The 24,154-nt window shown below is 47.2% G+C and carries 20 protein-coding genes; 4 read left to right on the top strand and 16 right to left on the bottom strand.

Going from position 1 to position 24,154, the window contains the following annotated elements:
• Window positions 1-1,565: replication restart helicase PriA (gene priA / locus C5684_RS04010; RefSeq protein ID WP_104639489.1), on the top strand; the 1,565-nt coding region annotated here is incomplete at its 5' end.
• A 771-nt stretch (window positions 1,566-2,336) separates the two neighbouring features.
• Here priA and C5684_RS03995 read toward each other — a convergent pair.
• On the bottom strand, window positions 2,337-2,957 hold the full coding sequence (locus C5684_RS03995) for an outer membrane beta-barrel protein (RefSeq protein ID WP_013890899.1): 621 nt from the start codon (window positions 2,955-2,957) through the stop codon (window positions 2,337-2,339).
• 481 nt (window positions 2,958-3,438) lie between these two features.
• Between C5684_RS03995 and C5684_RS03990 the strand changes: the two genes are divergently transcribed.
• A complete protein-coding gene (locus C5684_RS03990) occupies window positions 3,439-3,837 on the top strand; it encodes an outer membrane beta-barrel protein (protein WP_158306688.1) in 399 nt (132 codons plus the stop codon).
• A 105-nt stretch (window positions 3,838-3,942) separates the two neighbouring features.
• On the opposite strand, the gene gatC is transcribed toward C5684_RS03990, so the two are convergent.
• From gatC to eno, 15 genes are all read right to left on the bottom strand, one after another.
• Entirely contained in the window at window positions 3,943-4,224 is a 282-nt protein-coding gene (gatC, locus tag C5684_RS03985) for an Asp-tRNA(Asn)/Glu-tRNA(Gln) amidotransferase subunit GatC (protein ID WP_013890902.1), read from the bottom strand.
• A 31-nt stretch (window positions 4,225-4,255) separates the two neighbouring features.
• Window positions 4,256-5,524 carry a nucleotide sugar dehydrogenase gene (locus tag C5684_RS03980; protein ID WP_104639487.1) on the bottom strand — a complete coding sequence of 423 codons (1,269 nt, stop codon included), beginning with the start codon at window positions 5,522-5,524 and terminating at the stop codon, window positions 4,256-4,258.
• Complete coding sequence (locus tag C5684_RS03975; RefSeq protein WP_233708650.1) at window positions 5,517-6,626, bottom strand: DegT/DnrJ/EryC1/StrS family aminotransferase; 1,110 nt, start codon at window positions 6,624-6,626, stop codon at window positions 5,517-5,519. Before C5684_RS03975 ends, C5684_RS03980 begins: the two co-directional genes overlap by 8 nt.
• The gene (locus C5684_RS03970; protein WP_199764487.1) at window positions 6,616-7,206 is read right to left on the bottom strand and encodes an acyltransferase; all 591 of its coding nucleotides are present in this window, start codon (window positions 7,204-7,206) and stop codon (window positions 6,616-6,618) included. The genes C5684_RS03975 and C5684_RS03970 overlap by 11 nt, the downstream gene beginning before the upstream one ends.
• Window positions 7,199-8,146: a Gfo/Idh/MocA family protein gene (locus C5684_RS03965; RefSeq protein ID WP_104639484.1), complete on the bottom strand. Its 948-nt coding sequence runs from the start codon at window positions 8,144-8,146 to the stop codon at window positions 7,199-7,201. Before C5684_RS03965 ends, C5684_RS03970 begins: the two co-directional genes overlap by 8 nt.
• Window positions 8,122-9,270 carry a non-hydrolyzing UDP-N-acetylglucosamine 2-epimerase gene (gene wecB, locus C5684_RS03960; RefSeq protein ID WP_233708649.1) on the bottom strand — a complete coding sequence of 383 codons (1,149 nt, stop codon included), beginning with the start codon at window positions 9,268-9,270 and terminating at the stop codon, window positions 8,122-8,124. Before wecB ends, C5684_RS03965 begins: the two co-directional genes overlap by 25 nt.
• Complete coding sequence (locus C5684_RS03955; RefSeq protein WP_104639483.1) at window positions 9,239-11,860, bottom strand: TonB-dependent receptor domain-containing protein; 2,622 nt, start codon at window positions 11,858-11,860, stop codon at window positions 9,239-9,241. The genes wecB and C5684_RS03955 overlap by 32 nt, the downstream gene beginning before the upstream one ends.
• A 188-nt stretch (window positions 11,861-12,048) precedes the next feature.
• Window positions 12,049-12,267 carry a 2-hydroxymuconate tautomerase family protein gene (locus C5684_RS03950; protein ID WP_104639482.1) on the bottom strand — a complete coding sequence of 73 codons (219 nt, stop codon included), beginning with the start codon at window positions 12,265-12,267 and terminating at the stop codon, window positions 12,049-12,051.
• 9 nt (window positions 12,268-12,276) lie between these two features.
• The gene (locus tag C5684_RS03945; protein WP_104639481.1) at window positions 12,277-14,250 is read right to left on the bottom strand and encodes an ATP-dependent helicase; all 1,974 of its coding nucleotides are present in this window, start codon (window positions 14,248-14,250) and stop codon (window positions 12,277-12,279) included.
• A 3-nt stretch (window positions 14,251-14,253) separates the two neighbouring features.
• Window positions 14,254-14,823, bottom strand: coding sequence for a YceI family protein (locus tag C5684_RS03940; protein ID WP_233708651.1), 570 nt, complete (start codon window positions 14,821-14,823; stop codon window positions 14,254-14,256).
• 58 nt (window positions 14,824-14,881) lie between these two features.
• The gene (locus tag C5684_RS03935; protein WP_104639479.1) at window positions 14,882-15,559 is read right to left on the bottom strand and encodes an SEL1-like repeat protein; all 678 of its coding nucleotides are present in this window, start codon (window positions 15,557-15,559) and stop codon (window positions 14,882-14,884) included.
• A 10-nt stretch (window positions 15,560-15,569) separates the two neighbouring features.
• Window positions 15,570-16,781 carry an acetate kinase gene (locus C5684_RS03930; protein WP_104639478.1) on the bottom strand — a complete coding sequence of 404 codons (1,212 nt, stop codon included), beginning with the start codon at window positions 16,779-16,781 and terminating at the stop codon, window positions 15,570-15,572.
• Between the two features lie 3 nt (window positions 16,782-16,784).
• Complete coding sequence (gene pta, locus C5684_RS03925) at window positions 16,785-18,311, bottom strand: phosphate acetyltransferase (protein ID WP_104639477.1); 1,527 nt, start codon at window positions 18,309-18,311, stop codon at window positions 16,785-16,787.
• A 77-nt stretch (window positions 18,312-18,388) separates the two neighbouring features.
• A complete protein-coding gene (locus tag C5684_RS03920; RefSeq protein WP_013890914.1) occupies window positions 18,389-18,895 on the bottom strand; it encodes a shikimate kinase in 507 nt (168 codons plus the stop codon).
• A complete protein-coding gene (gene eno, locus C5684_RS03915; RefSeq protein ID WP_013890915.1) occupies window positions 18,882-20,156 on the bottom strand; it encodes a phosphopyruvate hydratase in 1,275 nt (424 codons plus the stop codon). Before eno ends, C5684_RS03920 begins: the two co-directional genes overlap by 14 nt.
• An 89-nt stretch (window positions 20,157-20,245) precedes the next feature.
• Between eno and C5684_RS03910 the strand changes: the two genes are divergently transcribed.
• On the top strand, window positions 20,246-22,843 hold the full coding sequence (locus tag C5684_RS03910) for a valine--tRNA ligase (RefSeq protein WP_104639476.1): 2,598 nt from the start codon (window positions 20,246-20,248) through the stop codon (window positions 22,841-22,843).
• 12 nt (window positions 22,844-22,855) lie between these two features.
• Window positions 22,856-24,154 (top strand): signal recognition particle protein (gene ffh / locus C5684_RS03905; protein ID WP_104639475.1); only part of this gene is annotated, 1,299 nt, incomplete at its 3' end.

Genomic DNA, 24,154 nt, shown 5'->3' with positions numbered 1-24,154 from the left:
CCCCACCCCACACCCAGAGCATTAAGCCCCGCCCAATCCCACTAAGCCCCGCCCAACAAAAAGCCTATAAAGCCCTCTGCCCCCTCAAACAAGCCCTGCTTTTTGGGGATACAGGCAGTGGCAAGAGTCATATTTACGCCCATCTGATCGCCAACAAGCTTTCAGAAGGCTCAAGCGCGCTTTTATTGCTCCCCGAAATTGCCCTAACCCCCCAGCTTTACCGCACGCTTTTAAGCAACTTTGGATCATTGGTGGGCTTGTGGCATAGCAAACTCAAACCGGCACAAAGAGCAGAGCTTTTAAACAAACTGCACCGCCAGCAAGTGCGTATCGTGGTGGGCACAAGAAGCGCGCTCTTTTTGCCCATGCCAAATCTAGGTATCATCATCATCGATGAAGAACATGATCATTCTTACAAATCCAACCAAGCCCCATACTACAACGCCCGCGACAGCGCCCTCTATCTCTCCACTAAAATGCCCATCCAAGTGATCCTAGGTTCAGCCACTCCTAGTTTGCGCAGTTACTACATCGCACAAAAAAACCAGCACCTCGTGCGTTTAAAGGGGCGTTTTTTTGACACGCATAAAGAAATCATCTTTGAAGATCACAACAGCGCAATCACCCCCTTTTTATGCGCGCATTTGCAAGAGGCTTTGGATCATAAGCAACAAAGCATGATCTTTGTGCCCACTCGGGCGCATTTCAAAAAACTCTTGTGCCAAGCGTGCGGGCAGGGGGTGTGTTGCCCTTTTTGCAGTGTGAATATGAGTTTGCACCTCAAAGATCAATGCATGCGTTGCCACTATTGCCAACACAGTGAAAAAATTCCTAACACCTGCCCTAACTGCCAACATGATTTATTGCAAGGCAAACGCATGGGCACACAGCAGATTAAAAAAGAATTAGAAGAACTCCTGCCCCATGCCCACATAGGCATTTTAGACAAGGATCACACCCACACCAACACCCAAATCCAGCACATCTTAGATGCGCTCAAAGCCCAAGAAATAGACATCTTGATTGGCACGCAAATGATTGCCAAGGGGCATGATTACCCCAAAGTGAATTTGGCCATTATTTTGGGTTTAGATGAAATCTTGCACAATGGGAGTTATGCCAGCTTTGAACAAGGGGTGAGCTTGATGCACCAAATTGCCGGGCGCAGTGCGCGCCAAGACAAGGGTAAGGTTTTGATCCAAACACGCAACCAAGCCTTTTTGAGCCCCTATATTCAAGATTATGAAGTGTTTTTGCAAGAGGAACTTAAAATGCGCGTGCCAAGCTTCCCCCCCTTCAAACGCCTAGCCCAGCTGACCTTTAGCGCATCTAGTGAGCCCAAGGCTCAAGAAAAGATGCAGGCTGTGCTGGCACATATCGAATCGATCTTGCCCCCCAGCGTGCAGGTTTTAGGGGCAGGTCCTGCAAACATAGCCAAGATCGCCAAGTTTTACCGCTATGAAATTTTATTGAGCGCAAGCTTAACACCCCCCTTACTCCAAATGCTGCACCAACTCCAAGAGCTCAAAGCAGACTTTAAAATTGTGCTAGACCCGTTCCTATAAACCTATGAAACCGCACTAAAGGCATGCGCTCGTTTAATCTCTCGCCCATAGTATTTTGCCTTGTAAATTCCTCTTGCGTGGTGTTTATTTGGAACGAAATAAAGAACTTAGAGCCTCTTTGTGTGATGGTCGCCCAATTGATTTTGCCTTATTGGGTCTAGCACTTAAGGAGTATATGCCTTACTTCTTTATGCTCTTGATGGGCTTTTGTGTGGGTGGGTTATTTGTGTTAAGGACTATCAAAAATGAAATCTTTTGGGGGATAAGGTGAAAAGAGCAAAACAACCTATAAGGGGAAACCCCGCCATGGGCGGGGAACTCTGCTACACGCCTTTATCGCTCAAATTTGACGATAATTTTAAGCCCCCAAAAAGAGAACTCAAATTGACATACTCTCCCATNNGATTGCAACACAAATATTAGAACAGACATGCTTGTGCTAGCCTTATATCCCCATAGCTAAAGCTAGGGGCTTTACGGCGTGGCTGGTAAAATGCACGCATAGGGTTTTTGCTAGCTTTGCGTCGCATAGCAAGCCTCTTTTTATGGTTTGCCCCCTTTTAGGGGCGGTTTTATTTTAACAAAAACTCCTCTAACTTGCAATATCCCCAAAGACACAAGCCATGTTTAACCTCAAATACGCCGGTTGCCCTAGCCTTTATCGCCACAGTGGACGGCGTGGTGGTTTTTGTGTGGTGGTTTCAAAGATTGCTCATTGAGCGGGAGAATTGCCATTAAAGCCCTCTCCCCAAACATTTTCTAGAGATCGCCCTAGAAAATATAGTTCAGATTGACATACCACACATAGCGTCTGATACTTTTGATTTCTGGTGTGAGTCTTTGGGGGATCATGGGGAATTTGATTCCAGCTTGGACAGCTACATGTTCTTTAAAGCGGATTCGCCCACCTGCATTAAAAAGAAACTGGAAACCGCTATGAGAAAAGTTATTGTAGCTCCAAGTATTGCCCGCTAGTTGGATACCACCTACTAGACCAATAGCAAAGGAATCTGCGGGGATGATATTGACAATCATATCTGCAGCCCCACCATAGGCATAAACATCCCATTTGCCCCCAGTGGGTTTCTTCCCAAACTTCTCCCAAATGCGCCAATCATCAAAGAGAGCACTATTGTCCCAATCAAAGAAAGCATAAACCTGCCCGCCAAACCATTTATTGGCAAAACCCACACCCCCCACCTGTGCACTTAGACCATAGAGAGGGAATCCGCTCGATAGGGCTTTCCTGTATTCGCCTCCCCCACCTTTACCTTGTTGGTAGCCAAGCCCTAGAAAAAAGCCGTTTTTCTCGCCTGCTTGGGCAATTTGAGCGGCACCCACCACCATTAATGCGGAGAGCACCAAACTCTTTATTTTGATTTTAAAAACCATAAGACTCCTTGTTATCAATTAGGGTATTGCAAGAAAGCTAAAAGTGTTCCATATCCTAACTGCCCAACCTTTTGTTTCAGAATAGCCAACAATCTATACTCTTAGATTTTGCAGGGTTTATCAAACACATCAAGTTTAAGCCTTCTCTTTGTTCTTTTCTTGTAGGTTAGGGCACATCATTTTTAAAATTTCAAAGAAGTGTTTTAAATCATGTTGATCACAAAACTACACAAACGGAATTTTAGCCTAGTATGGCTTTTGACCAGTTTAATAACATGGAACCTCGTGCCCCTAAGAGCTGGGGATTCAGGTATTTTTTTAGGGGGCGGTTTCCAGTATGCACCCTTTACACTCCAACACAATAGTAAAGGACATTTTTATGGGGGCGATGTCGAAATGGGTTGGATGAGTTTTTTATGCCAAAAAAAAGCTAGGGGTAAGTCCCATTGTGCCAAGAGTAGCCCTTTTGGGGTGCACTTTTGTGCCCTTTTTAACCGCCAATTTGGCAAGCACAACACCTTACTTTGCAGGGGGTGCTTTTGATCTGCTCTTTAATTTCTTAGATAATGCCACATGGACTTTTGGGGGCTTTGTGGGGGGAGCGGGCGGGGGGAGCGTTTGGAAATTGCCCCATCACTCCTATGCCAACTTCCAATTTATGGTTAATGTGGGTTTGCGTTTCACATACGCCTATACAAGGGCTCTAAATGGGAGCTACAAATGGAACAAGAACATTAAATGGCAAAAGATCGCCAATGGATTGGAGGTGGGCGTGCGTATCCCCACAATCAGAGGCTATAAGACTTACCGAGACTTTGTGGTTTTTGTGAATTACACATGGGGGATATGCTGGGAACTCTTGCGTAACTGCCACAAGTAATATTTGACTCTGATCTAGCCATTTTTTATAATCGGTTTTGGCTTTACTGACCTAGAATAGCCCACCATTAGGGGTTTTAGGATCAATACCAAAGGATTGCCCCCCTCAAGTTTCAATGATCTTGGGCACGATGAAATAGCCCTCTTGGGCTTTGGGGGCGTGTTTTAAAATGCTTTGTGGGATAGTGGGATCGCAAAAAGGGACATCCTCTCTTAGAGGCGTGCTCTCTGTCTCTAAACTCTTAATACCCTCTAAATCTAGGGTGTTTAGATTATCCATAAAGCCCAAGACTTCCTCTAGGTTTTGCTTGAGAGCTTGTTTGTCTTGGGGGAGTTCCAACATGGAAAGTTGGGCGAGTTTGTCTAATAACACATCATCAATTTGCATGCCTGTCCTTTTTGCTCCATTCTAGCATGTTTTAAGGGGTGTAGATGTCTAAGCAAGGTTGGCGTTTTAAAAAAGCCTTGAGATCATAGATGAAACCTTGATCTAATAACACCCCTGATAAATCCAAATCTGCAAAACAGCGGTGCGCAACCACCAAAATCACGGCATGGTAGGTGGGTTCTTGGGGTAATGTTTGTAGGGCAGTGCTGGCAAAAAGTGCTTGCATGTCCTCAAAGCCAATGAGTGGATCGTAAATATCCACCCCACAGCCCAAGCTCTCTAACTCCTGTTTGAGCACCAAACTTTGGGAATTGCGTAAATCATTGCAATTTTCTTTAAAACTCGCCCCCAAGATCAACACACGGGCTTTTTGGATGGATAGTTGGTGGGTGTGCAAGAGTTTGGCGATTTTGTTGGCTAAAAAGGCAGGCATGGCGTTGTTGATCTGGCGGCTAGCCTCAATGAGGCTTGGATCATGTTGCACCCGCCTAGCTAAAAAACTCAGGTAGTAAGGATCAATACTGATACAATGCCCGCCCACCAAACCCGGAATAAAGGGAACAAAATTCCACTTGGTTTGGCACGCCTCCAGCACTTCGTAGAGATTCACCCCCAAGCGATCTAAGAGCATTGCCATGTCATTGATAAAGGCGATGTTTAAATCTCTTTGGGTATTTTCCAAAATCTTAGCGCTCTCAGCCACTTCAATAGAGCTAACGAGGTGGGTTTGGCAGATCACGCGCTGGTAGAGCTGGTCAATGTAGCGCGCACTCTCTGGCGTGCTCCCGGAGGTGATCTTAACAATCTGGCTTAAGGGGCGCGCATCGCCCACATTGATCCGCTCAGGAGAATAGCCCACAAAAAAATCATGGTTATAACGCAGGTGGCTGGCTTGCTCCAACAAAGGCACGCAAAATTCCTGCGTGCAGGTCGGGTAGGTGGTGGATTCATAGATCACGATGCCTTGTTGTTGCAAATGCGATCCAGCTAGCAAAGAGGCGTTTTTAAGCATGTTCAAATCGGGCTGGTTGTGCAAATCAACCGGTGTGGGCACGGCAATAATGAAGACATCAACCCCGCTCAAATCTTGGGGGCAAGATGTGATTTGTAACAAGCGTGCCTTTAAAAAATCTGGCTGGCTGGCTTGTTGGTTGCGATCATACCCATTTTGCAGTTCTGCTATGCGTTGGCTAGAAATATCAAACCCAATGGTTTTAAAATGCTGCCCAAAGGCAAGGGCTAGGGGCAACCCCACAAAGCCCAAGCCCAAAATGCCTAGAGTGGGATTTTCTTTAAACATCTGCCACCGCTTGGGCGACTTTCTTTAACTCTAAGCGTGTCAGATAGGGGTTTAAAGGCAGGCTGATAATCTCTTGGCAAACTCTTAAGGCATTAGGGAAGTGGCGATCAGCATAATCCAAATGCTTTAGGGGGGCTTGGTGGTGCAAAGGTTTGGGGTAGTGAATCGCGCTGGGGATATGCTCTTGGGTCAGCTTAGCAATCAATTTAGCGCGCTTGGGGTGCAAGATGGGGTATTGGGCATAAATATTAAAACGGGTGGAGTGATCAGAGTCGATTCTATCTAAGGGGAGTTGTAAGCCCAGTGGTTCTAAGAGCTGGTGGTAAATGTGGGCTTGGGCTTGCAAAGCTTTGAGGTGGTTAGCATAGTGCTTGAGCTTGACCTTTAAAATACAGGCTTGCAGGGCGTCTAAGCGGGCATTGAGTCCTAGATAGCAATGGTTGTATTTGCCCTTTTGCCCATGGATGCGTAGGGCTTTAAGTTTGTCATAAAGATCGCCATCATCACAAAAGATCGCACCCCCATCGCCATAACAACCTAATGGTTTGGTGGGGAAAAAACTGGTGGTGAAAATATCGGGCTTACCCAACCCTTCATAGGGGGCTAAAAAACTTTGCGCCCCATCTTCAATTAAAAAGAGATTGTGGGCTTTAGCAATCTGGCTTAATGCGTGGCGATCGCTGGCTAGACCAAATAAACTTAGGGGCACGATGGCTTTTGTTTTGGGGGTGATTGCACGCTCAATTAACAAACTATCCATTTGGTAGGTGGCTAGATCAATATCCACTAAAACCGGCTTAGCTCCCAAGAGCAAGAGCATTTCAACAGCGGCAATAAAACCAAAGGCAGGCGTGATCACCTCATCACCCCTTGTGATCCCACAAGCCAAAAAGGCTAAAAGCAGGCTGGCACTCCCACTAGAAGTCCCCAAAGCAAAGGCAAAGCCCGCATGGCTGGCTAGGGCTTGCTCTAATTGCGCCACTTCTTGACCCAAGATGTATTGGGCACTGCGTGCCCCTTGCAATAACGCCTCCTCAATCTCTAGGGCGTGTTCTTGGTGCAGGGCTTTTAAGTTGTAAAAATCCAAAGGCTCAAGACTCAAGCAGGCGCACAGCCTGATCTTCTAAAATATAGACACTCCCATCAAAACTATCTTGTGCCCGGTTATTCACAAAGTTTAAGGGCTTTAATGCCTTATCCACAAAGCCTACAAAACGCGCAGGGTTCCCCTTGACCATGCCAAAATCAGGGACGCTTTTAGTCACCACGCTCCCAGCAGCCACAAAGGCATAAGCCCCAATGCTCACCCCGCAAACAATCGTGGCATTAGCCCCAATGCTACACCCAGTTTTTAATAAGGTGGGCACAAAAGCCGATGGGGGGGTTTTAATAAAGCTCCTAGGTCTTAGCACATTGGTAAAAACCACGCTAGGACCAATAAAAACATGATCTTGACACTCCACCCCCTCATGCAAACTCACATTATTTTGAATCTTGCTCCCCTCCCCAATAGAAACTCTAGGGCCAACCACGCAATTTTGCCCCATACTCACATGCGCCCCGATGTAGGTGTGCCCAAGCAAATGGCAAAAATGCCAAATCTTAACCCCCTCTTGGATGCTGATTGGATCATCTAGGTAGCTTGAGGGGTGGATAAAGGCGCTGGGGTGAATCTCATTCACAACACAAAGCCTTGTGGCATAGGGGGTGGCAATCTTCATCGGGTTTGGAAGGGCTCAGATGGCGAATCACAGAGGCTAGTTCGATGGCTGGGCGGGCTACATCCACGCCATAACCCTCATCATTGAGGATTTGTTGGTAACACTTGGTGTGCAGGCTATCAAATTCACTGCTAAAATCCACATCCTTACCCTCCAGCACCAGCGATCGATAAGCCCCGGTTTGTTGCAAACCAAATTTACCCGGATTGATGGACAAAAACCAAGAAACCCGCGCATGCTCTAAGCTCAAAAGCCCCCCGATACAATCAGGCTCATGGATATACACCGCATTATCCACCACGCCCCCAAAAATATCCAAGAGAATATCAAAAAAATGAATCCCAATATTGGTGGCTAGCCCCCCGCTTTTATCCTCATCGCCCTTCCAAGAATTAAAATACCACTTCCCACGCAAAACCAAGTAAGTTAAAGAGATGTGGTAAATCTTGCTGGGGTCTTCTTGCAAACTGGCTTGGATGCTATTTTTAAGGTTGATGATATTGGGGTGGGTGCGTAATTGCAAGATGTTGAAAACACGGCGGTTATATTTTTTCTCTAAAGCCTTGATCTCATCTAACTCATTGGGGTCTAACACGAGGGGCTTTTCACAAATGGCATGAATCCCATGTGAGAGGGCAAATTCAATGTGCTCGAAGTGCAAATAATTAGGCGTGCAGATTGCTATGAAATCTAAAAATTTATTTTGGGCTTTGCAATCTTGTAAATACTGGTGCAGGTCGGCTAGACTGGTGAAAAACTCGCAATCCAAATAATATTGATCCAAGATTCCCACGCTGTCATGTTCATCGACCGCACAATCGAGCACATGCCCGGTCTCATAAATGGCTTTGATATGTCTGGGGGCGACAAACCCCCCTACCCCGATGATCCCAAATAACATGCATGCTCCTTGATGACTTGTAAAATATGCAGGGCACTTGCACCCTTGCCAAAATGATCTATGTTAGCAAAACTAGCTTGACCTTTGGTTAAAAGCTCTTGAGCCTTGCGGGTGATCAAGTCTGCATGCGTGCCCACCAAGATCGCCCCCCCACCCTCTAATAATTCGGGATACTCGCTATTCTCCCGCATCACCAAAACCGGAGTCCCCAAAAAGCAGGCTTCCTTTTGCAACCCCCCGCTATCTGTGAGCACCAAGCGCGCATAAGTGAGCATATAGAGGGTTTCTAAGTAGGATAATGGGGGCAACAAAGAGACATTTTTAAAGGACAAGCCACATTGTGCTAGGGCGTTTTGGGTTCTGGGGTGCAGGGCTAAAAAAAGGGGCATATTTTGAGCCAAACACTCTAAAGCCTTAAAAATGCTTTGCAAGTTGTCCATGTTGTCAATGTTGCTGACGCGGTGCCAAGTGGCAAAGATAAAGGGCTTTTTACTGGGCTCAAAGGGGGGTTTGGGGGGGTGGGCTTTAGGGGCAAAAAAACGCACATTATCCAACATCACATCCCCGCTAAAATAAATTTTTTGCCCTAAGCGTTGCTCTTGTTTTAGGCATGCATAAGCACTGGGCGTGGGGCAAAATAAAAGCGTGCTGAGTTGGTCGGTTAAAATGCGGTTGCGCTCTTCGGGCATGCTTAAATCCCCACTTCTTAAGCCCGCTTCAATGTGGATTAGAGGGATTTTAAGGCTATGCGCGCACAACGCCCCAGCCAGCGTGGAGTTGGTGTCCCCATAGACCACAATATAATCGGGGCGTTGGATTTGGCAAAACTCTTTGAGTTTGGCAAACATGAAAGCAATGTGTTTTAGGGGCGTGAGATTGGGTGGGGCTTGGGGGAGGGTGTGCAAGGGTGGGGGCAAATCCAACTCTTTAAAAAAGGCATTACTCATATCTGCCCTAGAATGTTGGTTGGTGTGGATCAAAAATTCTTGTAAGGTGGTGTTTGAATCCAAATAGGGATCGCTTAGAATGGCTTGGTGTAAGGGCTTGCTCTTGATAAATTGGGGGCGTGCCCCCACAATGCTATAAAGAATCTTAGAATTGGTAGGAAATCTCAAAACGGGCATTAAATCCGGGTTCTGGGAGCGCCATGCGGATGTGCCCGGCTGTGGCGATCATGTCATCATGGGGTGCGTCCGCACTGGCTTGCCAAACAGAGGTCTGATTGACATACTGCTTGTTGAAGATATTGTTAAAGACTGCGCTCAAGAGCAAACCTTTCATGCGTCCATGAGGGGGCGACCAATTGACAAAAATGCTACTCACCCCATAGCCGGGTTTGTGGATTTTCATCGTGCCATAACCCGGATAGTAAATGCTATAGCCATTGTAATACATATTAGTAACAAAGCGGCTAAGCCATGTCAGGGTGAGTCCGGCTCTTTGGAAGGTGTAGTCAGCCTTTAGAATAACCACATTCCCATAGGTGGCAGCCAGCGCATAGGTATCGGCTAGCAGGTCATAACTCCCTCGTTTCCCATAGGGGTTAGCCACGGTCGGCCATGAGCGCGCAAAAGAGAAAGTCCCCACAAAGCCCTTATAGCGGACATTCCCGCTGAGCTCATACCCAAAAATCGTGATGGTTTGGGGCAAATTACCCGTTAAGTTTTTAGCTGTGGCGTTCCCACCCCCATTTTTAGAAGTGTCCTGCCCGTAGGAATTAACAAAGTTATTGATCACTTGGTAGAATGCCGCCCCACGCACATTGAAATAAGGGCTGTTATAGTCAATGTTAAATTCCGCATTCTGCCCGATGGTGGGTTTCAAGTTCTTTTGGTAAATCACGCTAGGATCGCGCATCAACACCCCATCCCCGGGCAGAGCACCTTTGGTTACATAGGCATAGCTCACTTTCAAGCCCAAAGAATCGATGGGGTTATATAAAATGGTCGCGCTGGGGCTAAAACCAGAGGTCAAATGGTTTTGCCCATTCTTGTCTTTTAAAAGATAAATATCATAACGCGTGCCCGCCCCCACGATAAGGTTTTTTAAGAAATTATAGTTGGCTTGTATATAACCCCCGATGATATTGCCTATGGCATAGGAATTTTGGGGCAAGCCACGATAGACCACATTGGGTGAGCTCATGTTTTGCTGGTATTCTGTGCCCGGATCGACATAATAATGGCGGTAGGGCAAGCCCGGACCAGTGGGGTCATTAGGATTGACATTGCCTTTATAAAGCCCATTGCTCCCTCTAGGCAAGCCCGAAAACACGCTCAAGTTTTGGTAAATTGCGCCGTATTCAAAGACATTCCCATAGTCTGCGCTAATGGGGTGCTGGACCTTGACATTCACCCCAGAGTTGATTAAATAAATATTGCGCTCCAAAGTCCCCTCCGCATCGGCATTGCCCAAAGTCCAGTCATTAGCCGTAGTTGATGAGGGAGCCATGTCGTATTCGGGGTATTTGGGAATCCATTGCGTTCCACCACCACCAGCCGTGATGTCATACCCCCCCGTTGCTAATGGTGTGATTGTCCCTTTCGTGCATTGGCTTTGATTGGCTTGGCACCAGTCTTGCACATTGGCGATATAATCTTGATTGGTGGGCTCTTGGGAGCTAGGCAAAAAGGGATTATTCACCGGATTATAATGCCCGTTACGCACGCTCAAAAAGGCAGTAGAAGTGATTTTGGGCTGATTGAAAGTATCCCCACCATCGTGGTTAAACTTGAAAGAAAGGTTATTATTAGAGTTGATGGTGTGGGCTAGCTCTTTACCAAAGCTGATCACAAAGGGGGCGGGCTGGGTGCCCGGGTCATTAGCCTTGCTGAGCGCGCTTGTGGTGTTGGGGCGCAACAAACGAGTTGAATTGTAACGAGTCATGTTGTAGCTAATGGTTAAGCTGTCCTTATCGTTGAAGTAGGCGTTAAATTTGAGTAGGACATTGTTTTGTTCGCTAGGGCTGCCAATCACCTTATCACTTGCAAAGGGGTTATTAAGGTCGTAGGTCGGATTAAAGAGATTTTTCATCAGGTTATTCCCATCGCGGTAATAAAAAATATTTTGGTGGGTGTAATAGCCCAAAATGTCCCATTTCTCCGCGCGGTAAGCCGCAATGGTGTTAAAACGCATCCCAAAGTTGGTGTAAAAACTCGCTGAAGCACTGCCCCCATAAGTTTGCCCCTTGCGTAAAAAGTCATTAGCCCCGATAGTTTCCATCGCCATTTTTCCTGCAATCGCGCCCGGCCCTGCAGAGGCACTAGCTGCCCCCTTAATCACCTCTATTTCTTTGAGCATGCCCGGATCGATGACCGTATTAGCATCATGGTGGAAAATATTCCCATTTTGGGCTGCCCCATCAATAGTTACCCTAAGCAAACGGCTTTCCATGCCCCGCACATAGATTTTTTGCGCCATCAGCCCGCCCCCAGCGACATTGATGTCCGCCCGAGTCCTAAAAAGGTCATTGACTTGGTTGCTTTGGCGTTGTTGCAATTCTTTACGCTCAATATACATTTTATTGTTATACTCAAAGGTGCGCTCGCCCAGAGTAGTAACCTTACCCAAGGTATGCGACTCTTCAGCCAAGAGGGCATCTGCCCCCACTGCACTTAAAATACAAAAAGCGTGTGAAAAAAGACAAGGATTTGTATTTGTTTTTGGTCGATTTTTTATAGAAAAAACACCAAAAATTTTATTGGAAAATCTCATTTATTAATCCTATGCAATTTTGTAATACTAGATGCATTCTATAGCATAGAACCTTATAATTTATTGAAAAAATGAAGAAAGTAATACGGGGTGTCCATCTAAAAAACACCCCTTGAGATTTTTAGACTAGAAGCGTGGGCAACCTTTTTAAGATTATCTAAAAAATAAGCCCCCTCAGTAAAAATATCCTAGCCCTGATCGGACTTGCAACGCACCTGCGTGATGCTCTGCCCCCCTAGACCATAATTATCGGTGCTGATCTCCTCAATGATCACTACCGTAGAAGCGATGCGATCACGCTTTAAAACTTTGGCGACCACTTGGGTAACCTCTGCAATCAAGGCTTGTTTTTGCTCTTTGGTGGGTTGCCCCTCTTCTTGGGTGATTTTGATATTGATAAATGGCATAACATTCCTTTAGTTGATTAAACCCGCTTCTTTTAAAAAACGCGAAGGTTCATAGTTTTTGGCTTTTTTGTCGTCTTTTTTGGCATAGCACAAGTAGAGATGATCCTTAGCGCGCGTGGTGGCGACATAGAATAAACGCCGCTCCTCCTCCAAGCTCCCCCCCTGTTTGGCTAATTTGGTGTTGGGGAAACGCCCCTCCATCAAATCAATCACATACACTTCTTTAAACTCTAGCCCCTTACTGGCATGGACACTCAGCAAATGCACCCCGCTCCCCTCCACAGCCTCCCTAGAACCTAAAACCATGGCTTGTAAAAAGTCCTTCAAACTGGCATAGGGTTGGGCGAGTTTAACCAAAAGGTCTAATTTGCGCATGATCTTTTCCTTAGCTAGATCAAAACGGCGATCATCTAGGCTCCCATCTTTGTTTTTGCAACGCTCCCTAGCCAAGCCCTCTAAAATATTGTTAAACCACGCTGTGGCGATGATATGGCCCAAACTTTGCGCGCTAGAAGTGTTTTGATGCCCTTTGACTAGGGCAAACATGCCTTCTAAAAAGTGCGCGCTTGGGGGCGTGAGTTTGGGGTGGGCTAGAATGGGGTGTTGTTGGAAGTCCGCCCTTAAGTTTTCAAAACGCATGGTGTTTTCTTGGGCGATCACCTCCCCAAATAAACCCATTTTAGCGCTAGTGGGGTAGGGGTTTTTGCCCTGTGGGTTTAGCAAGCCTTGGCGGCTATCCCCAAGACCTAGTGTTTGCAAGGCTTGGTAAATCTCATGGGCTAGGGCACTGCCTACACCCGGGGCATAGCTTAAAATCTGCATGGTGGCAACCATGTCTTTGCCATGGCTTAAAAAAGCGCACACATCTAAGATCAAACGCACCTCTTTACTCTCAAAAAAACCCAAACTCCCCTTACGCCTAGAGGGGATACCCAGCTCTCTTAAAGAAGCCTCACACCCATCGGCACTTGAATTATTGCGGAATAAGATGGCGACCTCTTCATAATGCCCCCTTTGGGCGATATGGCGTGCAATGTTTTTATATTGTGCAAGCAACTCTTCAAACCCAAAGACTTGGGGGATGGAGGGGTTAGTTGGTTTCATCACCTCTAAACTCTTGGGGTAAATGCGTGGGTTATGAGCGATGACCTTGTTGGCTAGATTTAAAATGGCTTGGGATGAGCGGTAATTTTTAGTGAGGGTGAAGACACGCGCTTTGGGGTATTTGTGGGTGAAATTGCTGATAATAGAGATGTCGGCTCCATTGAAGGCGTAAATGCTCTGATCATAATCCCCCACGCAAAAAAGACTGGGGGCATTGAGGGCATCTAGGATCGAATCTTGCAGCGGGTTGGTGTCTTGGTATTCATCGCATAAGACCTCAGCAAAGTGCTGGGTGGGGGCGATGTCTTGGCGGTAAAGCAAGAGCAAATCATTATAATCCATGTAGTTGTGGGCGCGCTTGAGGGCGCAAAATTGCTCTAAGATGTCCTCATAATAGGGGGCAAAATCCTCTTGATCGGGGTTGCGTTTGGCCAGCCATGCGCTAAAATCCAAAGCACTTTGGGCGTTGGTGTAGAGGGAATAGAGATTGTAGAGGTGTTGGGGCGCATAAAAGCCCTCTTGGTTAGATGGGCTGTGCTTTTCTGCAATGCTCCTAAGCAAGACATGCAATTCTTTGGGCTGTTTGAGGGTCAAATCGGGATATTTTTGCTTCAAATAACGCAAAGCTAAGGCATGGAAAGTGCCTGCTTGGATATTTTGGGCATGCGCGCTATGGAGAGCTAAACGCTCTTTCATTTCAATGCTGGCTTTATTAGTGAAAGTTAAAAGCAAAATCTCTTGGGGGTTGATCCCTTGTGCTAAGAGGTGTAAAATCCGCCCCACAATGGTGGAGGTCTTGCCCGTGCCTGCTGAGGCGATGATGAGGTTATGCCCCAAAGGGGCTTGTGTGGCTTGCTGTTGCTCTAAATTGAGTTGCACGGGCTATTTTTGGGCAGCCTCGACTTCAATATTCAAGGTAACCACATCGCCAATCTTGGCATTACCCATTTGGGGGGCGAATTTAAAATCCGATCGCTTGATTTTGCCGCTCAAGGAAAACCCCACTTTTTCCTTGCCCTCATCTGTTTTGATCACCCCGCCAATCTCGGCTTTGAGCTTGACCTTGTGGGCTACCCCAGCAATGTTGAGTGTGCCCTCAACCTCGCCATGTTGGGCATTGATTTTTTGGTATTTCTCCATCACAAAGTGGATTTCAGGGTATTTCTCCATTTTAAAAAAATCATCGGTGCGCAAATGGGCATCGCGGTTTTGGTTGTCCGTATCCACAGAGGCAACCTTAATATCAGCCTCCAACTTTTTAAAGGTATGGCTAGCCGGATCAAAATCCACCACTGCGCTATAATCCTTAAAATCTCCCGTTACATAGCTAATTGACAAATGTTTCACCTTGAACCCTACGCGGGTATGGGCTTTGTCAATTTCATAGGGTTTGGCTAGCAAAGGGCTAACCAGCATGCATGACAACAATGAAAAACCGATTACCTTTTTGATCTTTTGCATATTTTCCTCTCTTTTCACAAAAAATGGGCGTGATTATAGCACATTTGCATTAGGGGTGCATTTGCTTTAAACGCGCTTGAGCGGCTCCTTGTGTGTAAAGCTTGGCTTGGATCACCTTTTGGTAAATAGCACGGGCTTTTTGGGGATTTTTGGGCGTGCCCTTCCCCATTTCATAGTAATAACCCAAATGGTATAGGGCGATTGAGAGGGCGATGCGCTGCCATGAGTTTTCGGGGAAGTTGGTGATATTTTTAAGGTCCAAAGAGGGTTTTTTGGGTTGCTTGTTGAGATCACGCACGACTTCTTGGAGCATGTGGAAACCTTGGGCTTGGCTTGCTGGATCGGGGGCATCAACATCCATCATCGCCAAATGCATGCGTGCATTCAACGCCCCATCACTGACCCCGCTCCCACCTTGTTCGTGATCGAGTTGGATAGCTTTTTCAAAGTAAAAACGCGCCTTTGGCTCGTTTTTTTTAACACCCTCCCCATTGAGGTAGCCCTCACCCACAATTTCGCTGCCCCGCACGCTCCCCAAATCACTGGCTTGTTTGTAAAAACGCAGGGCATTTTCTGGGGCATGTTCCCCGTAGGTGTCGCCCTCTTGGAGCAAGGCACGCACTTTGGCATTGCTCTCATCAACAAACTCTGCCCCTAAAGGCAAACTCAAGAACAAGAACGCAACGCAAGCTTGCCAATAAGATTTTAGGGCATGCAATTTATCCATGTGAATCTCCTTAATGGGATTTTTGGCGCATTTGTAAAATCACTTGTGCGCTTTGTTGGGCGATGGCTAATTCTTCATTGGTGGGCACACGCAAGATCGCTACCCCGCTAGATTGGGCGTTTAGGGTGGCAATGCCCGATTTGGGGGTCGCATTGGCTTTTGTGTCTAGGCAAATGCCAAAATTTTCTAAGCCCACACACACCGCCTCTCTTAGACGCGCGCAATTTTCCCCCACACCCCCGGTAAAGAGCAGAGCATCCACACGCCCCAAAGCAAAGGCATAAGCCCCGACATATTTTTTAATGCGGTAAGCATAGATGTCAAAGGCGAGCTTGGCTTTGGCATCGCCCTTTTCAATCATCGCCTCAATCCCGCGCATGTCATTGTCCCCACACACCCCCTTAAGCCCGCTTTGTTTGTTGAGCATGTTGGTGGCTTGTTTGATGTTACTATGGGTTAGCTCCATGATGTATTCGATCAAGGCTGGGTCCATATCCCCCGAGCGTGTCCCCATCACCAAGCCCTCTAAGGGGGTTAAGCCCATGGAGGTATCAATACTTTTACCCCCTTGAATCGCGCATGCACTCGCGCCATTACCCAAGTGCAAAGAAATGGCATTAAATTGTTCGTAGGGAATATTTAAAAACTTAGCGGCTTCTTGGGCGATAAAGTGGTGGGAGGTCCCATGGAAGCCATAGCGGCGTAATTTATGTTGCTCGTAAAGGTGGTAGGGCAGGGCATAGACATAGGCATGGGCGGGCATGCTTTGGTGGAAGGCGGTATCAAAGACAGCTACTTGGGGGAGATTGGGCACTTGCTTTTTTAAAGCCTTGATCCCGGCTAGATTGACCGGGTTATGCAAGGGGGCTAGGGGGCAGAGTCTTTCAATGTGTTCCATGACCCGATCATCAATCAAAGTGGGCTGGATGAACAAATCCCCCCCTTGCACCACGCGGTGCCCCACGCCATCTACATGCTCGATATTGCGTAAAATCTGCAGTTCTTTAAGCACCTCTTGGACCTGCAACAAGCCCTCCTCGTGGTCTTTAATGTGGAGGCGATCTTGGATGCACACATGCCCGCCCGGGGCGTTGATTTTAATGCGCCCATATTCCTCGCCAATCTGTTCGACCAAACCTTTAGCTAAGACGATACCTTTATCCATGTTGAAAAGCTGGAACTTAATAGAGGAACTGCCTAAATTTAAAACTAAGATTCGCATGGCTTATCCTTGTGCCTGGATGGCGGTCATGATAATGGTGTTGATCACATCTTCAACCAAACACCCCCGACTTAGATCATTCACCGGCTTTTTAAGCCCTTGCAATACAGGACCGATGGCTAAAGTCTTAGCCGTCCGTTGCACTGCCTTATAGGCGATATTGCCCGCATCTAAATCGGGGAAAATAAAGACATTAGCCCGCCCAGCTACCGCACTCCCGGGCATTTTCTTGCTCCCTGTTTTGGGATCGATAGCCGCATCAAATTGCAAGGGACCATCAATGAGCAGAGAGGAATCCAAAGAACGCGCCATCTGCACCGCTTGTGCGACCTTATCCACATCTACGCCCTTGCCAGAGGTCCCGCTAGAATAAGAGAGCATCGCAATTCTAGGCTCAAAGCCAAAACTCTTGGCAGTCGTGGCAGAGGTTAGGGCAATTTGGGCAAGTTCTGCGCTGGTGGGGTTAGGATTAATCGCGCAATCCCCAAAAACATAGACTTGCGTATCTAAGCACATGAAAAACACGCTAGAGACAATTTGCACCCCGGGGAGTAATTTAATGGTTTGCAGTGCTGGGCGCACGGTCTCAGCGGTGGTGTGGGTCGCCCCAGAGACCATGCCATCAGCATGCCCGCTATAAACCAGCATGGTCCCAAAATAGGTCGGGGTTTTAATAAGCTCTTGGGCTTGCTCTAAGCTCAGACCCTTAGCTTGGCGTAGGGTGTAGAGGGTTTGGGCTAATTGCTGCGTGAGGGGGGAGGTGTGAGGGTCTAGGATGGGGGTATCTTTTAAATCCAACCCTAATTTCTTAGCATCTTGGCAAACTTTATCAGGTTGCCCTAATAAGATAATCTTAGCTGCCCCCAGTTGCAAAATGGCATGCGCGGCTTTTAAAATGCGTTCATCTTGGCTTTCGGGTAAAACAATGGTTTTTACATTTTGTTTCGCGCGGACCAAAAGGCTATGTTGGAAACACACTGGGCTTACACATGTGGAGTTGGCTTGTTCTAAACTCTCAAAAGCATCTTTTGTGGGCTGAGTGTTGAGATTAGCCAGCACCAAGCCCGGAATCTCTAGGGTCAAATCTAATTCAAGCAAACTCAAAGGATTTAACAAACCTGCCTTTTTAAAGCTGGCATGGGCTAGCTGGATTGCAGCGGCTAAGTTGGGGTTAGGCAAAAACGCATTCACCACGACCAAATTAAGGTGTTGGGCAATGCTGTCTAGTAAGCGTGAATCAAAACTTTGTAAGGGCTCAAAACAAGAGCCCACCACCACGACATAATCATGGTGGGTAGCCAAATTTTGGTAAATCTCTAAAATGTCGCTAAAAACTCCCTCATCTTGTTTAGCCAGCCTCTCTAACACCTCCAAAATGCCCAAGCCACAGACTGCCTGAAAATTCTCACAATCCCCTACCGGTGCGAATAAAGCGACACTCTTGCCATGCATTTTGAAGAGGTCCTGTAAATAATGGATGGCTTTTTCCTCTAAACTCTTGGGTGTGTGTAACAAAATCCCATAACCCATGCGAATCCTTTATTTTGGTTTATAAATTTGATTATAGCCAATCTAGTAAATCTTTTGCGCCTTGAGGGCTTTAGCCTTTAGTTTTTGTGGATATTTGATACAAGCCCTAAGAGTTGGTTTAAGACTTGTGGCAGGTGTTGGTTGGCATTAATGGTGTGGGTCGCCATGCGTGCATAGAGGGGGTGGCGTTGGGTGTAGAGGGCGTGGAGTTGGGCGGGGTTTTCAAATAGCGGGCGGGGGTTGTTATCTTGCTCTAAACGCTCTAAGATCACCTCAAAACCCACATGCAAATAAATGATTTCCCCCAAGCCCTTTAAGGGGTGGAAAATGGGCATGCCCCCCCCGGTGGCGATCACTAGGGGCGTTGGGTGCTGGCTAATGCGTGTTATTAAGCCCCCCTCTAATTGCCTAAAATAATCCTGCCCGTATTGAGAAAAAATCGCCTCAATATCCATGCCTATTTCTTGGCTAATGGCAACATCAGCATCTAAAAACCCCCAATTTAATTTTTCAGCCAACAAAGCCCCCAGCGTGCTCTTCCCACTCCCCATAAAGCCCACAAGCCAAATCTTAGTCGCACTCAAATAGCTTTGCCCCCAAATACTGCCCGTGAGTTGCCTTTTCGATCTCAATTAGGCGGTTGTATTTAGCGGTGCGCTCGCCCCTTGTGGGGGCTCCGGTTTTAATCTGTCCGGTGTTCATCGCCACGCTAAAATCGGCGATAAAGGTATCCTCACTCTCCCCGCTTCTATGGCTCATCACGCAGGCATAACCCGATTTTTGGGCTAGGTGTATGGTTTCTAAGGTTTGGGATAATGTCCCAATTTGGTTGGGCTTGATTAAAATGGCGTTGGCTAGGTGTTGTTTAATGCCTTGTTGTAAAAGTTTGGGGTTGGTTACAAAGAGATCATCGCCCACTAATTGCACCTTGTGCCCGAGTTTTTGCGTGAGTTCCGCCCACCCACTATAATCCTCCTCAGCCAAGCCATCTTCGATGGAGACAATGGGGTATTTTTGGAGCAGATTGGCATAATAGTCAATTAGCCCACCCGATTCTAAAACCTTGCCCTCGCTCTTTAGCTCATAACGCCCCTCTTGGCTGTAAAGCTCACTGCTAGCGACATCTAGGGCTAGGGCAATTTGTTCCTCGGGTAGATAGCCTGCCTTTTCAATGGCTCTTAAAATCCACTCCAAAGGCTCCTCATTGTTTTGAAAATCGGGCGCAAACCCGCCCTCATCGCCCACGCTCACGCTAAAATGCGACTCAGCCAACATCTTTTTTAAATGGTGATAGACCTCCACGCTAGCACGCAATGCCTCCTTAAAACTTTCAAATTTTAAGGGCATGATCATGTATTCTTGGAAGTCTAGGCGGTTATTGGCATGCGCGCCCCCATTGATGATATTGAGCATCGGCGTGGGTAAGATGTGTGCGTTGATCCCACCTAAGTAGTTGTATAAAGGCATGTGTAGCGATCGCGAACACGCCCGCGCCACTGCCAAAGACACGCCCAAAGTGGCATTCGCCCCTAAGCGTGAGAGATTAGCCGTATTGTCCAAGCCTAGCAAGATCGCATCGATCTTAGCTTGGTTAAAGGGGTCTTGCCCCACTAGGGCTTCTTGGATCGCATGATTCACATGCGCGCATGCCTGCAACACCCCCTTACCTAAAAAACGCCCTAAATCTTGATCGCGTAATTCCAACGCCTCGTTTTTGCCCGTGCTCGCCCCGCTAGGCACAATGGCTAGCCCCATGCTGTGATCGCTGAGCACCACCAACGCCTTTAGTGTGGGCTGTCCTCGGCTATCCAGCACCTCATAAGCACTCACTTCTGTAATTTCCATACAACATCCTTTCAAAACCCCCATTTTAGCAAAGATTAGAAAATCCAAAGAGAGCTTAAGATAAAATAAGCAGAAACTAAGGACATGTAATGGACTTCCCCCCCTTTGATTTGGCTTGGCAACAAACTTACTACCAAATCTGGAAAAGCAGGGGCTATTTTGGGGTGTGCCCGGATCGATCTAAGAAATTTGCGATCATGATGCCCCCGCCCAATGTAACCGGTCGCCTCCACATCGGGCACGCGCTCACCATGAGCTTACAAGATATTTTGGCGCGCTTTAAACGCATGGACGGCTATAGCGTGCTTTACCAACCCGGTTTGGATCATGCCGGGATTGCCACCCAAAATGTGGTGGAAAAACAGCTTTTAGCCCAAGGGATCAGCAAAGAGCAGATCGGGCGGGAGGGCTTTATTGAGAAGGTTTGGGAGTGGAAAGAACAATGCGCGCATGCCATTGTGGATCAACTCCAAAGTTTGGGAATCTCATGTGCATGGGATCGCCTGCGCTTTACGATGGATAGCGGGCTGGAAAAAGCGGTCAAACTCGCCTTTAAAACTTGGTTTGATCAAGGCTTGATCGTGCAAGATACTTACATGATCAATTGGTGTTGCAAAGATGGCGCACTAGCCGATATTGAGGTGGAATACGAGCAGGAACTAGGCAAGCTTTACCATCTGCGTTATCCCCTAGAGCAAGGGGGCTTTGTGTTGGTGGCGACCACGCGCCCGGAGACCCTTTTTGGGGATGTGGCTTTAATGGTGAATCCTGAAGATGGGCGTTATAAACACCTCATCGGGCAAAGGGCAATTTTACCCCTAAAGGGGCGTGTTATCCCCATTATTGCTGATGACTATGTCGATCCACATTTTGGGAGTGGGTGTGTCAAGGTTACCCCCGCTCACGATCCCAATGACTATGAAGTGGGGCAAAGACACCAGCTAAAACCCCTAGTGGTTTTTGATGAAAAGGGTATTTTTAATCAGCAAGCTGGGGAATTTGCTAGCTTAGATCGCCTGCAGGCACGCCCCTTAGTTGTAAAGGCTTTGCAAAAACAAGGTTTTGTGGAAAAAATTGAGGAGCACACCCACCAAGTGGGTAAATGCTACCGATGCAATAGCCCCATTGAGCCCTATATCTCCAAACAATGGTTTTTAAAAAAGGAAGTGGCGCAAGGCTCTATTGAGAAAGTCAAGCAGGGCTTAAGCACCTTTTACCCCGCCCATTGGCGCAATAATTACAATGCGTGGATGGAAAATTTACGCGATTGGTGCATTAGCCGGCAACTCTGGTGGGGGCATCGCATCCCTATTTTCACCTGCGCTCAAGGGCATCAATTTGCCAGCGTGGAAAACCCCACCACATGCCCCACTTGCAACAACACGCAACTTAGCCAAGATAGCGATGTGCTAGACACTTGGTTTAGCTCGGCACTTTGGGCGTTTAGCACTTTGGGCTGGGGGCAAGAGAATATGCCCGAGTTTAACCCCCAAGATTTACAAGATTTTTACCCCAATAGTGTATTGGTAACTGGTTTTGATATTTTGTTCTTTTGGGTGGCGCGCATGCTGTTGGCTGGGGAGAGTTTATTAGGCAAATTGCCCTTCAAGCACATCTATTTACACGCTTTGGTGCGTGATGAACATGGCAATAAAATGAGCAAATCTAAGGGTAATGTGATCGACCCACTAGAGATCATCAACACAGAGGGGAGCGATAGCCTGCGCTTTGCCTTGGCGATGTTGTGCGTGCAGGGGCGGGATTTACGCCTAAGCAAGGATAGCATCACCCAAGCACGCCATTTCACCCACAAACTCTATAACGCTAGCTTGTTTTTAGCCAAGAATTTAAGCGAGGTGGGGGGGGATTTAACCCACACGCCCAAGCACCCCACCACCATGCTAGGGCGCTACGCACAATCGCGCCTGAATGCCACCACTAAAGAGGTGCGCACAGCCTTAGAACAATACCGCTTTAATGATGTGGCGACTTTGCTTTACCGCTTTTTGTGGGGCGAGTTTTGCGATTGGTTTGTGGAGTTTTCTAAGGGTTATAAGCAAAGTAGCGATGCGCCCCTAGTTTTTGGCGAACTGGTTAGTATCCTCAAGCAAGGCTTGCAACTCTTACACCCCATCATGCCTTACAACACCGAATATCTCTACCAATCTCTAAGTGGGACAAGCTTAGAGCAAAGCCCCTCGATTATGCTGAGTGCCTACCCCAAGGACACCCAACAAGATTGGCAACTAGAGGCATGTTTTAATGCCATTAAAGAGGCAATCATCGCCCTAAGGCGGATTAAAATTTTACTCAATACGCCCATTACCCAAGCCTGCGTGCAAAGCAAAATCCCCCTAGAACCACAAGCCCTGCATTTAATTGCCAAACTCTCTAAGATCGCCTCTGTCCAAATGGTGGATCAAAAGCCCGCCCAAAGCTTAAGCGATGTGGGCGAATTGGTGAGCGTGCATGTGGATTTGAGCGGGATTGATGTGAGCGCGCTCACCAAACGCTTACAAGCCCAGCTAGACAAGCTCGCCAAAGAAAAAGCCAAGCTCAACCTAGATAACCCCCATTTTTTAGCCAAAGCCCCCAAAGAGTTATTAGAGAGTCTGCAAGCGCGCTTGGCTACAATCACCCACAAAGAAGCAGAAATCCAAAAAGAACTACGCTTATTGCAAGCTTGATAAAGGAAAAACATGTTTGACACCCTCACCCAATCATTTAAAAATGCGCTAGGCAAAATCCGCTTTCAAGATGATCAAAAAGCCCTTGAAAAGGCTTTAGATGAGCTCAAAAAAGCCCTGCTCAGAAACGATGTCCATCACAAGGTCGCTAAGGAATTGGTCAAAAACATTGAGATCAAGACCAAAACTAAGGGCATTGGCAAACAACAATTTTTAGATTCGCTGCAAGAGAGTTTGTTAGAGATTTTGAGCGTGCCTAGCGGGGCTAGCGGGTTTGTCTTTGCCCCCAAACCCCCGACCATTGTTTTGATGTGTGGTTTGCAAGGGGGGGGTAAAACCACCACTTGTGCCAAATTGGCTAACTACCTCAAAACCCGTAATAAAAAAGTCCTCTTAGTGGCGTGCGATCTAGAACGCTTGGCAGCCATCGAGCAATTACAAGTTTTGGGTGCGCAGATTGAAACCGAAGTTTTTTGGCAAGAAGGCTCGGTCATAGAGATTGCTAAGGGGGCATTAAAGCGCGCCCTAGAGGGGCAATTTGATGTGATGATTGTAGATAGTGCGGGGCGTTTAGCCATTGATAAGCCCTTGATGGCAGAGCTTAAAGCCCTCAAAGAGGTGCTCAACCCCTTAGAAACCTTTTATGTCGCCGATGCGCTCAGCGGACAAGATGGCGTGCGCAGCGCACAGACCTTCCATGAAGAAATAGGGCTTAGTGGGGTGATTTTAAGCAAGTTTGATAGCGACTCTAAGGGGGGGGTGGCATTAGGCATTGCCTACCAGCTACAGATTCCCTTACGCTTTATTGGGCATGGCGAGAAAATCCCTGATTTAGATGTGTTTATTCCCGATCGCATCGCAAACCGCCTCATGGGGGCGGGGGATATTGTGAGTTTGGCAGAGAAAACCGCTAGCGTGATTGATGCCAAAGATGCGAAGGAACTTTCTAAAAAGCTCAAAAAGGGGCAATTTGGGTTTAACGACTTTTTAGAACAAATTGAGAAAATCAAAAAATTAGGCTCGATCAGCACGCTGGTGTCCATGATCCCCGGACTTAGCAATGTCGCCGGAGCACTCAAAAACACCGATCTAGAAAACTCAGCTGAGATCAAGAAAATTAAGGCGATGGTGGCTTCCATGACAGCTAAGGAACGGGATAACCCCAGTATCTTAAATGGGAGTCGTAAAAAACGCATCGCTTTGGGGGCAGGTTTAGAAGTGGCTGAGATCAACCGCATTTTAAAACGCTTCGATCAAGCCAGCCAGCTAGCCAAAAAAATGAGCTCAAAGGGCGGGGTGGCTAACTTACTC

The sequence above is a fragment of the Helicobacter bizzozeronii genome, assembly GCF_900196775.1.
GTDB lineage: Bacteria > Campylobacterota > Campylobacteria > Campylobacterales > Helicobacteraceae > Helicobacter > Helicobacter bizzozeronii.
The sequence above is the reverse complement of the archived record's forward strand: the minus strand, read 5'-3'. Positions and strand labels throughout refer to the sequence as shown.

Bases quoted from the DNA above. Each gene is read 5' to 3' on its own strand.
- C5684_RS03995 (WP_013890899.1), bottom strand. From the start codon at position 2,957: ATGGTTTTTAAAATCAAAATAAAGAGTTTGGTGCTCTCCGCATTAATG.
- gatC (WP_013890902.1), bottom strand. From the start codon at position 4,224: ATGCAAATTGATGATGTGTTATTAGACAAACTCGCCCAACTTTCCATG.
- C5684_RS03980 (WP_104639487.1), bottom strand. From the start codon at position 5,524: ATGTTTAAAGAAAATCCCACTCTAGGCATTTTGGGCTTGGGCTTTGTG.
- C5684_RS03965 (WP_104639484.1), bottom strand. From the start codon at position 8,146: ATGTTATTTGGGATCATCGGGGTAGGGGGGTTTGTCGCCCCCAGACAT.
- wecB (WP_233708649.1), bottom strand. From the start codon at position 9,270: ATGCCCGTTTTGAGATTTCCTACCAATTCTAAGATTCTTTATAGCATT.
- C5684_RS03955 (WP_104639483.1), bottom strand. From the start codon at position 11,860: ATGAGATTTTCCAATAAAATTTTTGGTGTTTTTTCTATAAAAAATCGA.
- C5684_RS03950 (WP_104639482.1), bottom strand. From the start codon at position 12,267: ATGCCATTTATCAATATCAAAATCACCCAAGAAGAGGGGCAACCCACC.
- C5684_RS03935 (WP_104639479.1), bottom strand. From the start codon at position 15,559: ATGGATAAATTGCATGCCCTAAAATCTTATTGGCAAGCTTGCGTTGCG.
- C5684_RS03930 (WP_104639478.1), bottom strand. From the start codon at position 16,781: ATGCGAATCTTAGTTTTAAATTTAGGCAGTTCCTCTATTAAGTTCCAG.
- pta (WP_104639477.1), bottom strand. From the start codon at position 18,311: ATGGGTTATGGGATTTTGTTACACACACCCAAGAGTTTAGAGGAAAAA.
- eno (WP_013890915.1), bottom strand. From the start codon at position 20,156: ATGGAAATTACAGAAGTGAGTGCTTATGAGGTGCTGGATAGCCGAGGA.
- C5684_RS03910 (WP_104639476.1), top strand. From the start codon at position 20,246: ATGGACTTCCCCCCCTTTGATTTGGCTTGGCAACAAACTTACTACCAA.